This window comes from Sphingobium sp. BHU LFT2, assembly GCF_018604485.1.
Taxonomy (GTDB): domain Bacteria; phylum Pseudomonadota; class Alphaproteobacteria; order Sphingomonadales; family Sphingomonadaceae; genus Sphingobium; species Sphingobium yanoikuyae_A.
Window position 1 is genome coordinate 1 of the sequence record NZ_JAFCGW010000038.1, and the last position, 11,058, is coordinate 11,058.

The 11,058-nt window shown below is 60.3% G+C and carries 10 protein-coding genes; all 10 read right to left on the reverse strand.

Annotation, left to right across the window (positions count from 1 at the left end; translation table 11 throughout):
- Window positions 1-243: 243 nt before the first annotated feature.
- The 10 genes from JQK15_RS25855 to JQK15_RS25900 all read right to left on the reverse strand — a co-directional run bounded on the left by JQK15_RS25855 (window position 244) and on the right by JQK15_RS25900 (window position 10,702).
- The gene (locus tag JQK15_RS25855; protein ID WP_214869417.1) at window positions 244-2,517 is read right to left on the reverse strand and encodes an nSTAND3 domain-containing NTPase; all 2,274 of its coding nucleotides are present in this window, start codon (window positions 2,515-2,517) and stop codon (window positions 244-246) included.
- Window positions 2,518-2,668: 151 nt separating this feature from the next.
- Complete coding sequence (locus JQK15_RS25860) at window positions 2,669-5,182, reverse strand: AAA family ATPase (RefSeq protein WP_214869419.1); 2,514 nt, start codon at window positions 5,180-5,182, stop codon at window positions 2,669-2,671.
- Window positions 5,175-5,462, reverse strand: a complete 288-nt coding sequence (locus JQK15_RS25865) for a hypothetical protein (RefSeq protein ID WP_214869421.1) — start codon at window positions 5,460-5,462, stop codon at window positions 5,175-5,177. The genes JQK15_RS25860 and JQK15_RS25865 overlap by 8 nt, the downstream gene beginning before the upstream one ends.
- Before the next feature lie 348 nt (window positions 5,463-5,810).
- Entirely contained in the window at window positions 5,811-6,146 is a 336-nt protein-coding gene (locus tag JQK15_RS25870; protein WP_214869423.1) for a hypothetical protein, read from the reverse strand.
- 432 nt (window positions 6,147-6,578) lie between these two features.
- A complete protein-coding gene (locus JQK15_RS25875) occupies window positions 6,579-7,451 on the reverse strand; it encodes an SDR family NAD(P)-dependent oxidoreductase (RefSeq protein WP_214869425.1) in 873 nt (290 codons plus the stop codon).
- 127 nt (window positions 7,452-7,578) lie between these two features.
- The gene (locus tag JQK15_RS25880; protein WP_063141688.1) at window positions 7,579-7,983 is read right to left on the reverse strand and encodes a YybH family protein; all 405 of its coding nucleotides are present in this window, start codon (window positions 7,981-7,983) and stop codon (window positions 7,579-7,581) included.
- A gap of 56 nt (window positions 7,984-8,039) precedes the next feature.
- Window positions 8,040-8,495, reverse strand: a complete 456-nt coding sequence (locus JQK15_RS25885; RefSeq protein WP_097384679.1) for a carboxymuconolactone decarboxylase family protein — start codon at window positions 8,493-8,495, stop codon at window positions 8,040-8,042.
- Between the two features lie 133 nt (window positions 8,496-8,628).
- Window positions 8,629-9,522, reverse strand: a complete 894-nt coding sequence (locus JQK15_RS25890; RefSeq protein WP_063141692.1) for a sigma-70 family RNA polymerase sigma factor — start codon at window positions 9,520-9,522, stop codon at window positions 8,629-8,631.
- Window positions 9,519-9,944, reverse strand: a complete 426-nt coding sequence (locus tag JQK15_RS25895) for a hypothetical protein (RefSeq protein ID WP_063141694.1) — start codon at window positions 9,942-9,944, stop codon at window positions 9,519-9,521. Before JQK15_RS25895 ends, JQK15_RS25890 begins: the two co-directional genes overlap by 4 nt.
- A complete protein-coding gene (locus JQK15_RS25900) occupies window positions 9,941-10,702 on the reverse strand; it encodes an SDR family oxidoreductase (protein WP_063141735.1) in 762 nt (253 codons plus the stop codon). The genes JQK15_RS25895 and JQK15_RS25900 overlap by 4 nt, the downstream gene beginning before the upstream one ends.
- Between the last annotated feature and the right edge of the window lie 356 nt (window positions 10,703-11,058).

Below are 11,058 nucleotides of genomic sequence, written 5' to 3' on the forward strand. Positions count from 1 at the left end.
CTTCATGGCGGGTGGCTCCTCTGCTCGGGTTGCATGACAGCAAACCCATCATGGCACTCAGATGCCGTGAGCGGGAGCCATCCACCTCATCCGCTTTATGTCGTATCTTCTAAGTAGGCTGCCGTTCCGGCCCCCTAAACGGCAGCATTGGAGAACCCCAGCTGAGCCTTGGCTCGAGCCTTCTCGCCGCGTGAATTCTAGTTGCCACATCTCCTTCTTGTAGCTCCCCCTGGGCCAGATACGTCATCGCAGGCTGTCGAATAGGTCGCGCAAGGCGTTGTCGTCGAACGCCTGCACCACGGGTTTTGCTTGCAGCGCCTCGGGCTCGCTGGAATCCGTCTGGTCTTCCGCTACCTCAGCACGGCGGTCCTCGACGGCGGTCAATGCTGTAGTTAGGATGGATGCCGACACGGGAGTGCGCTGTGCTAGCTTGCGCAGCGAACGGACATGATCGTCAAGTTCTGATTCCGAGGTGAGATCGGAACAGGTTTCCGGTGTATTCTCGATCGCCGCCGTGACCGCTTCATGCAGTGCTTCGCTCACCTCTGGAGAATAAAGCGTATCGCGATCTTCCACGAGGTCCGACACGCGTTCAAGATCGTCCATAGCCATCCCGCCCTCAAGAAGCGAGATGATGGCCTCTTCGAGTTTTGTCTTGAGTAGTCTTGTCTCCGCGGTGATCTCGAAATAGCCTTCGTCGTCTAATTGCCGTGCAATTTCCAGCAGTTTGGGAGCGTCGCGCCACCCGACAAAGCCTTGGGGCGGATTTCGCGCTATGGCGAGTGCGCTCTCGTAGAAAAGACGCTCACCGCTCACCGCCCACCATTCGAGCAGCAGGTCGATCCGATCGCTGTTGTCGATGTCGGATTTTGGCGATTTGTTTCGAAAGCCCCTTTGCGGTGCTGTCTCGAGGCGTGCGGCAAGGTGCGCAAAGCCGATCGCTACCTGGCTTTGCCGGTCAGGAGACAACAATTGACGCTGCGCGAAATTCCAAATTTGTTTTGCGGCTAGCCCGGAGCCGGCAGCTTGGGCAAGATCGACAAGGAGTTGGCCATCCGAGAGATAATCGGAGAGATAGTCTCGGACTGAGGGGTTGATGAAATCTACGGTTCCATTCCTGATTTCTACGAAGCCACTCTCGAGCCGCTTGAGGCTTTCCTCAAAATCCTTTGGGTCTCGTACAATGCCGAGTTCTTGGCAAAGTCGGTCATGCAGCGCACCGAAGGCTTCCTGAAGTTCGGCGATGGCGGCGCCAAAAGTAGGTGTGAAGAAGAGCGCTATGAGAAGGTGTCGGCATGCCGGAGAGATGTGGTTCCGAAAAGCCTTGTCCCAGAGAGCCTTTGGATTGTCGAGTGCAGCGATGAAGGCATTGGGATAGGCACCTGGTGAAATGTCCTCGAGATGCGTGCTGTCCGTCATCCACTCGATCACACGTGGATTATAATTCTTATGATCGACGATCTTCGCGAGCTTGCCGCTGTTGAGGAGTGCTAAGAGGTGCTTTCGCGGCACATTGCGAACCAGGAGATGATTGTAGAGGATCCGCGCCCGAATGGCCCTCGTATAGCTCGACAGGTCGAGTACGTAGGTGGAGACCCCGACGCGCCGATCCGACAATCGCTCTGACGCACTCTTTGCCTCGTTCAAGATATAGGCGCGCGTTGTCAGAACGAAACGGGCATTGGGGCTGTTTCGGACACGGTTCATGAAGGTCGCCAGAGCAGAATCTGTCGAGGCGAGGGAGCGTTGGTCGAAAGCGATAGAGCCGAGAAAGTCGTCGAAAAAGAAAATCTGTCTTTTCGCGTCGTCGATACGGCCAAACCCGTCTTCGAGGCTACGAATTGCAATGAGATCCCAGCCCTCACCGAGATAGGCGAAGGCCAGGATCTCGGCGAGAGTGGTCTTACCGACGCCGGGCGGGCCAGCGACGATGAGAACATGGCGCTGGTCAAGAATCTTGCGGGCCTCCGCGAGACTGGGATTTTGCGCATAGACGCGGACTTTCGCGGCGATCTCCTGCCGGGTGCTCGCGGTGAAACCGTGGAAGGCAGAATGAACGATCGCGTCGACAACAGATTCAAGCACTGTCGTGCTGGACAGCCAGAGTTTCAGATGCGCCCGTTCGATCGCTGGATGTTTGCGAAGCAATTGGTTAAGGTCGCCGGGGCCGAGGATATCCGCTTGCTCACGCAGCGCAGGCCCGATCTCCTTTGCGAGCGCGGCTTTATTGGCTGGGGTTAGCGACCGAGAGGTCACTAGGCTGTATCGATGGGGCGCCAAGCTATCAATCGCCGCGCGTTCGCGTTTCATTGTTCTTTTCAGGCTCGCAAAGGGCGAGTCGACCATATGCTTGGCTTGAAGGATGAAGTGTCCTGCGGCCGAAGCATGGCGACCATCGACACCGCCGTCGGGTCCAGGGCCGAAAGCCTCGAAGCGGCATCGAAATGCCTTCCCGGCAAGGTCCCGCGCCAAATCCTCGAAATCGGCAGGCAAAAGCGAACGAAAGTCGTACGACAAAGACTATCCTTACATATTTGGAGGTGACGGAGTGTCGATGGGATGTTGGCTTCACCGGACAGCCGACCGTCAGCGGATCCGCCATCACTTGGGCAAGAGGCTTCAGGATCGTGGCCCTCTGCCATTTTTCATCTGAAGTGCCGACCTGAGTTCACGCCTGGGCCGCCAAGACGGCGCCGTCGCCTCCGGATTCCGCTGCGGGCGGTCTGAAGGTAAATTGTGTCTCGCATTTCGCATGGCCACAGATCGGCTTGCTGAGGCCAAAGGGTCGCTGGTATTTGGCGCGGCCGCAGACACATTGGAACTGCTCGCGGAATGTCACGAATTCGGTCCAGCGGGTCTTTTCATCACCGATCGATCCGTCACCATAGGGGCCATCCTGAAAATGGCTGCCGAAATTCTCAATCTCGCCCTTAATGAGGCTGGCAATGAAGCGATTATTGACACCTGGAACGTCCGCAGGCGCCAGTTTGAGATTAGTCAGAAAATTACCTATTGCCGACGCGAGTTCGGATCGCTCGTAGGAATAAGCCCGTTCGAGCTGGCGGATGCGGATATTGACGCCAAAGCCGCGGGCGATCCCGAGTAGCCATTCCTCCTCGGCCTGGCGCATCTCGTTGGCAGCGGACTCGCCCCTAGCCCAACGCTCGGTGATCATCTCATCGGTTACCCTATGGTCGGAAAAACGCGGCCCGTACGCCGGATCCAGCCTAATAATGCGCGTGAATTGCCACAGCTTTTCCGCGAGCTGGTCTTTCAAGTGATTGAAGAAGCGCTCGTCATGAGTAACCAGGATGATCTGGCCGTCGGTGAACATCTTCGCGAGCATCGCGCCGATCGCCCTGCGGTGGTCGGCATCATAGGACGTGACGACGTCGTCCAACACGATGAGCGGCGCGGCGCCGTTAAATTTTTTGATCGCCGCAAGGCGCAGTGCCAGCGCGACCGAATGGATTTGGGAGTCGCTGAGATAACCCGCTGGTGCGACGCCCTGTCGATTGTCAGCAAAGTCGATAACCAGCTGCATCCGTTGCTGGTTGGTGTCGTCCTCGCCGGGGAGTTCGAGCCGGATTGGCTTGGCATTGTCGCCCTGGATCTCTCTGTAGATGTCATTCATTGGCACCTGGAGTGTGTCGAGAAGCGATTGTACCTTTTCGCGGATCTTGCCCGAGACCAGCGTGGCCTGGGCGCCAAGGGCATGATGCAGCCCTGTCAGCTCTTCGGTGGTGCGCGTCGCCAGAGCCATTTCCGTCTGCATTTTCAGCAGACGGTCGATGCTCGCTTTGGCTTTTGCCCAGGTATGCTCACCCTGCTTCTCTTCAATCTCGGCGATGTCGCGATCGAGATCGGAAAGACGCGCCTCCAAATCGGCGGTGATCGCGGCTGCAGCAGGCGCGACGGTAACCGGCCATCCGGCAATCCCCGCCTGATAAGCGATAAGCGCTCCTCTGACGCCGCCGGAGTCTTCGTCCGACAGGTGATCGATCATTCCGGGAAGCCGCGCCACGAGCCGATTATGCGCCTGATTCGCTGCCGTTTGGGCATTGTCCAGCGCGGTCTTCGCGTCATTGTAGCTCTGTAAATCGTCAAGATGGGCTTTCAAGAGATCGCGGATCGCGGACACGCTGCCGGCAGCGGTGTCCCCGATTGCCGTTGTGCAGACCGGACATGCCTCCGGCGCAGGAGCGCTTTCCGCGAAAAGCTTTTCGGCTTCTTTCCATAGCGACCGGAAAACCGTACCCGCCGCCTTGTCGCGCTCGTCGGCCTCGGTCGCTGTGGCATCGGCAAGCACGGACAGAGCGTTCTCGAACACAGCGATGGTACCCGAATATTGAGGCTCACCGCCGTCCTCTGGTATCGTCTTCTGCCACAGCGCAATGATCGAATTGCGGATTTGTCGGAGCCCAGCGAGCCCGACCCGCTTCTCCTCGGCCTCAACGCGTTTGCCGACTTCGAGATATGTGGCGTCCGCGGCAACGAGTGCCTCCAATGTCAAACTGGGATCGAGCGGAGCGATGAGGTTCGTGTTGATGAAATCAAGCACGGCTGCGTCATCCCATGCGTGCAAGGTATGGGCGGTTTCCGTCCGCAACAGCCCCGCCAGACGAACCTGTTCGGTCGTACTCTCTGCAGCGGCCTTGACCTCACGGCGAAGCAGTCGAAGATTTTTCTGTACTTCGACAAGCGGCGAGAGCTGCAGCCAGCTTACTACATCGCTGTAGCGGGTCTCTGCCTTATGCTCCTCGACAAAGGTACGCAGCGTGTATCCACGGATGATAGGCGCAACGACGAACCCCGCCTTCATAGCGGTAGCCGCCGCATGAATCGGACGCTGATTACCGGAAGCCGCCCGACTCCCTTCGGTTGTCACGTTACCGGTGATAGTCGTAAACTTGACCAGTGGCGCGATGCCCGCCGCTTGAGCGCCATTATGTGCCAGTGCGGCCGGTCCGGCCTGGTTATTCAGCGTTCGTTGCCCGAGCCGATCGAGCGTGCCATTTTCGGAGAAGAGGAACTCGAGCGCGTCAATGACGCTCGATTTACCATAGCCGTTGGGCGCGAAAATCGCGAGACACGGCTTCTTGCTGAAGTCGAAAGTTTTCGGCTGAAGATAGGCGCGAAAGCCTTCGAGCGTCAGCGAGTGGAAAAACATGGGATCAGCCATCGGCCTGCTCCTGAGCCGGCGTTGCGCGCTTCGCGGCCAGCGCCAGTATCGCCGCCTTGGCATTGACGATGCTATTAGCGTGTGGCGTGACCGTTAGCAGATGATCCGACAGGATCTCAGCCAGTTCGGCATCGACATCATCCGATGCCTTGAGAGCCTTGGATACGCCGGTCAGAAACGCTTCGGGCGTTTCCACTATGTTGGCCTCCGGTGTAATCGGAGCAGGGATAATATCGAAAGGCAATGCCTGCTCGGATGCTACTGTCTCGCTCTCGTCCACCCAAATCCCCCATCTGCTCGTTAGCTAATCAGCCACGATACTGCCTAGCCTGTCGCTGACGACCTACGCAGGAATAGCGAAGTTGAGTCGTGGCGGAAACGATAGATGTGTGCATCAAGCCAGATCTGTCGATGATTTTAGTCCAGATTCAGACCCGCTCAATTTTCGGCAGATCTACAGCGGCGCAAATAGAATAGGTGGAGAATGATCTATCGCAATAAGCTGAAGGATCAGCGCCTAATCCTATGATTTTAGCTGAAGGCGCCGCAAACGGAGGCCCTGAAGCGGGATAAACTCAAAACCACCGGCGCCATGGCGCCGTTCGCGCCAGAAGCGGTCGCGTGTCTCTTATGGAGATGTTAGGTCCTGGCTGGTGATGTTTTTATCTAGGCCGCTTCTGCGCTGCGCAAAGTAGAAGTTTGCCCGGCGCTGTTGGACATGATCGTCCAGCACCGTCCTGTCCCGATCCGAGAGGCCGATGCGATCGGCGTCGATGAGCCGGTCCTTCGAAATTCCGACCAGCATTGCCTGCCCGTCAAATGCTTCCGCCAGGTTGTCGAGATCGAGTGCGTCCGCTCTCAGTGGGATCGGCATGACAGCCGGACGCGCGAAAATCCCGGCGATGAGCCAAATCTGGTCACCAGGCCTCTCCACGCTGACGAAATCCTCGGCTGGCAACTCCATCAATCCTGGCGGGCGGTTTCGTGTGCGAGCGGGCACGCAAACTGCTGGCCTGAAAGATGGACCTGCCGCACCGGTTGTGGACGTAGGCAGTTGGTCGCGAGCGCCAGTGCGACGGTGAGGTGAAAACAGCACGAACAATCGGTGAGCGTCGCCATCGTCTGCTGCGGCTAGCCCGATCGGCAGCTTCCGTCAGAGACAGTCGCTCATCGGTGTCATGCGAATGGGCTGTTCTGATCGATAGCTGCCAGAAAAGCGGAACGTCTGCTGCTGGGGATCAAGAATCGGGTGTTGAGCGTCCGGCATGGGTCGACGATTGCCGGCAGCGTATGCCGCGTCGTGCGACAAATGCCGGTCGCTGCTGCCTTCAAAAGCGACCTATAATGTTGAAATCGGCCATCCTTGCAATAAAAAAAGGGTTTGCGACGAAGGCGCTCAGGCGCCGGTCAGGGCCTGCGAGATAGTCCAGAGCCGTTCGGCGTTCTCGCCGTCCATCGCATAGGCCGCATAGCCGCCTGAGAAGTCCGTAGGCCGCGATGTCACCGAAGTCGCTTCGTTGCAGTCCTCGAAGTAGCGCCCACCGATACCCTCAAGGAGCGGAGAGGCTGCGAGAAGGACGCTCGTCGCTGCGCCCTGCTCCGGCGTCTTGCGTCGCTCGACAGGCGTCCGAAGCCCGCCGGTGTGGCGCTGCAGCCCGGTCGCGATCGCGCCGGGATTGAGCGCGTTGGAGACAATCCCGCGATCGGCCCAGTGCCGCGTGATCGCGACGGACATCAGCGCCGTGGCCGACTTCGACTGCCCGTAGGCGCCGATCGGGGTGTATGGCACGAAGTCGAAGTTGAGGTCGTCGAGGATCACTGGCGAGAACAGATGCCCGCTCGAGCTGATGGAAACGACGCGGGCGCCGTTGGCCAACGTCAGCGCGTCGCGCAGGCCCCACGTCAACGCGAAGTGTCCGAGATAGTTGGTCGCGAACTGGAGCTCGAAACCCTGCGGGGAGAGCTGGCGCTCCGGCAGAGCCATGATGCCGGCATTGTTGATGAGGGCGTGCAGCGGACCCGACCACCCGTCCACGAAGCCTTGCACCGAGCGAACGTCGGCGAGGTCGAGCGAACGCACATCGACCGCAGCGCCGCGCGCCTGCCCGCGGAGCTCCTCCACGACGGCGGCGACGGCGTCTGGCCGTCGCACCGCCAAGGTGACATGCGCTCCGGCAAGCAGAAGTGCGCGGGTTGTCTCGAGGCCGATCCCGGCAGCGCCTCCCGTCACCATGATCCTCTTTCCGGTAAGGTCGATGCTGCGGAGCACGTCCGCAGCTGTAGAGTAAAAGCCGAAGGGTGTTGTTAGCCGATCCATGGAACTCTCGGAGCATCTCAATTGGTGGGGGGGGCTGGGGCACGTCGAAAGCGATCCAGCTGAGCGAACAGCCTATCGCTCAAGCGAGCTGCCGGACCTGCGTCCCGAACGGATTGTCGATAATGTAGCGCCAGTAGCCGTCTTCGCCGCGTCGGGCGATGTCGTTGGACGTCGCGACCATATGGAAGTCCTGACCCTGCGGCGTCTTGCCGACAATGTTCCAGTCCAGCACCAGCGAGGCTATCGTGTCGGCCACAAACACGTGGCGGGCGATGATCGCCATCGGCAGGCGCATGCTATAGTATTTGAGCAGTTCTGCTCGAATGGCGGGGATGCCCCGCTGCGGCTCGCCGTTGGCGCTTACCAAGATCGCGTCCGGTTCGTAGAAGCCGCACATGATGTCGACGTCCATCGAATTGAAGTGCTGGAGCAGTGATGGGACTATGCCTTCTGGCGTGCGGGAAAGCTCGGGCTTGGAAGTCATGTTCGTAAGTCCTTGTGAGGCAGTTAAAAGTGGCGGGCTCATAGGAGCTGGGGCGCTCAGGGGCGCGCCTTCACCGGCAGTCGGAAGGGCGCGCCAAGGCGATTGAAGGCGTTCATGGCGGCGATTGCGATCGTGAGATCGACCAGATCCTTCGGCGCGAACGCCTCTGACGCCGCTGCATAGGCCTTGTCCGACGCATGGGTATCGCTGACCCTCGTCACCTCTTCGGCCCAGGCCAGCGCCGCCCGATATTGCTCTGGGAATAGATGCGGCACCTCGGCCCACACCGGCACAAGCGCAACCTTGTCGATCGCCATCGTCTTCAGAAGGTCGCGTGTGTGCAGATCGATGCAGTAAGCGCAGCCGTTGATCTGCGAGACACGTAGGAAGACGAGGTGGATCAGCTCCTCCGGCAGGTTGGTGCCCGTTGTGACGTAGTGGTGGACGCCTGCGAGCGCCTTCGCCCCCGCCGGTGCAATCTCGTGCCAAACCAGTCGCTTGCTCTCTTCCATGATTAATCCTTTCACGTGCGTCAGCCTTCTGGCTGTGCCGGATTGACGAGGCGACACGGTGGGATGTGACATACGCGTGCGGTTTTTTTCCGGTCACAAAGTCGGCGGACGGCGCCCACCGCGTCTCGGCCTGTCAGAAAAGACCCAAGGTTTCCTGAACGTGGCGTAGCTTGTCTGGGTTGCGGACGATGTAGATCGCGGCAATCCGTCCCTCGCGAAGCTCCAGCGCCGTTGTCTGAAGCACCTCGCCGCGCTCGATGCTGACGTAGCCGGGAAGCCCGTCGACCATGATCGGACGGATGAAGCGTGGTAAGTCGACGTGCTTGCGCTTCAGCCCCTCGAAAAGCCTTAACGCGCGCTCCAGGCCGTGCACCACGTTGCGGAAGGCCAACACCTTGCCGCCCCCGTCCGCGTGGATCGCGACATCCTCGGTGAGGAGCGCCGAAAGCGCCTTCGCATCTCCGCTGGTGGCAGCTGCGAAAAAGGCGCGTGAAATCTCCTCCGCCTCCTTGGGTTGCAGGGCGAAGCGGGGTCTGGCGGACTGGACGTGCCGGCGCGCCCGGGATGCAAGCTGACGGACGGCAGCCGGTTCCCGGCCTAGGGCCGCGGCGACTTCTGTCAGCGGCGTGTCGAAGACGTCGTGGAGTAGGAAGGCCGCGCGTTCCAGCGGTGAGAGCCGCTCCATCGCCAGCATCAGCGTGAGCGTGACGTCGTCGGCCAGAGCCTCGTCCTGCTCGGTCGTCCCCACGAGCGGATCGGGAAGCCAGGCGCCAACATAGGTTTCACGGCGAGCGCGTGCCGACTTGAGCTGGTCGAGACACAAACGCGTCACGATCCGGGTGAGATAGGCCGCAGGACTGTCCACGCCGCCGGCAACGTCGCACCAGCGCAGCCAAGCCTCCTGAACCACGTCCTCGGCCTCGCTCAACGAGCCGAGCATTCGGTAGCCCAGCCGCAGCAGGCGCGCCCGTTCCGTCTCGAAATCCGAGAGGCGCAATGCAGAGACGTCGTCCTGTCTCGCAGTCATGCGATCACCCTCCGGCCATTGGCCCCTGCGTCGAAAGACGCCCATCCAGCAAGTGCCGCCGTCAGGATAGCCGGGAGCGTCACAGCCGGAAAGTCGCGCGCGATTGCAGCTGGGCCGCATATCCCAACTGCCACCTCCCACATGTGGAACATCGCGTGGCCTGCAAGCCAAAGCGCGGCAGTGGTCCACAAGGCGGTTCGCACGGGTCGCCGCAGAACGCCGATCAGCAGGGCCGCTCCAACCAGCACGAAGATCAGCCCGATGTCGCGGACGAAGTGCTGGTTGAACGATCCCGTCGAAGTGACGCCCGGGACGGCGAAATACCAGTTCACCGGATCGAGGAGCATGAAGGTGCCGTTGGCTACCCCTCCAAGCCCTAACGCAGTGGCGACTCCGAGGATGATGGATCGCGTGTGCGTCATGCGTCCGCTCTCGCAGTTTTACGGTCGAGCCAAGCTTCGAAGCGGGTCTGCATCAGCCGGGCATCGTCACCGGGGACGAGAGTGCTATCATCCGCAGGCGCTCCGAAGTAGCCGGCGCTCTCGTCGGCCACGATGGCGCGGGGATCGTCCTGCACCCCAAGGCAGGTTCCGACGATCTCGGCGAGCGGGGCGCGCTCTGGTCCCGCGATCTCGATGATGCCGTTCACCGGCTGGGAGCAGGCGGCATCCGCAAGCGCGAGCGCGACATCCGCCGACGCGATAGGCTGGAACGCGAAGGTGGGAAGATGTGCGACGCCATCGCGCGTGTGCCCGTCCGCGATCGTGCCGAGGAACTCGAAGAACTGCGTTGCTCGGACGATCGTGAAAGGAACGCCGCTGTCGGCAGAGGACTGCTCCTGTGCGAGCTTGCCGCGAAAGTAGCCGGAGGTCTGCAGTCGGTCGGTACCGACTATGGAGAGGACCAGCAGATGGCTCACGCCGGCCTTCCGAGCGGCGGCGGTGATGTTCCCCGCTGACGAACGGAAGAAATCGATGACGGCGTCGTTTTCGAAAGACTTGGGGTTTGTGACGTCCACAACCACCTGGGCGCCGGTGAATGCGGCGAGAAGCCCGGCTCCGGTCATGCTGTCGACGCCATTGCTTGGCGACGCGGCGACTGCGTCATGGCCCAGCCTGGCAAGCTCGGCGACGAGTTGACGGCCGACGAGGCCGGTACCGCCGAGGATAACAATCTTCATGTCCATTCTCCTTCATGTGCTAAGCGCATGACGAGGCAGCCGGACGCAGTGTGACATCAGCGATCTTTTACGCTGGCGTTAGTGGTACTCAAGGCCCCGTGCCGGTTCCGGTGATGATCGGCTTCATTGGGTCGACAGCTGCCGAGAAAGCGGACCTTCCGTAATTGGGGAGTTAGAATTAGCTGCTGAGAGTCCGACAAGGGTCGACAGCGGAGATGGCCGCTACGCGCTCTTTCCAGTCATTCGATGGTCAGGGCGAAAGTATGCATCCGGCGAGACGCGCCTTGTCGTGAGGTAGGGGCCTGCTCTTAAGAACGCTCTCGAGAGCACGCTTAGGAGCAGTGGATGCGGCAGAT

Excerpts from the sequence above, each read along its gene's own strand:
- JQK15_RS25860 (WP_214869419.1), bottom strand. The coding sequence starts at position 5,182 with ATGGCTGATCCCATGTTTTTCCACTCGCTGACGCTCGAAGGCTTTCGC.
- JQK15_RS25870 (WP_214869423.1), bottom strand. The coding sequence starts at position 6,146 with ATGGAGTTGCCAGCCGAGGATTTCGTCAGCGTGGAGAGGCCTGGTGAC.
- JQK15_RS25880 (WP_063141688.1), bottom strand. The coding sequence starts at position 7,983 with ATGACTTCCAAGCCCGAGCTTTCCCGCACGCCAGAAGGCATAGTCCCA.
- JQK15_RS25885 (WP_097384679.1), bottom strand. The coding sequence starts at position 8,495 with ATGGAAGAGAGCAAGCGACTGGTTTGGCACGAGATTGCACCGGCGGGG.
- JQK15_RS25890 (WP_063141692.1), bottom strand. The coding sequence starts at position 9,522 with ATGACTGCGAGACAGGACGACGTCTCTGCATTGCGCCTCTCGGATTTC.
- JQK15_RS25895 (WP_063141694.1), bottom strand. The coding sequence starts at position 9,944 with ATGACGCACACGCGATCCATCATCCTCGGAGTCGCCACTGCGTTAGGG.
- JQK15_RS25900 (WP_063141735.1), bottom strand. The coding sequence starts at position 10,702 with ATGAAGATTGTTATCCTCGGCGGTACCGGCCTCGTCGGCCGTCAACTC.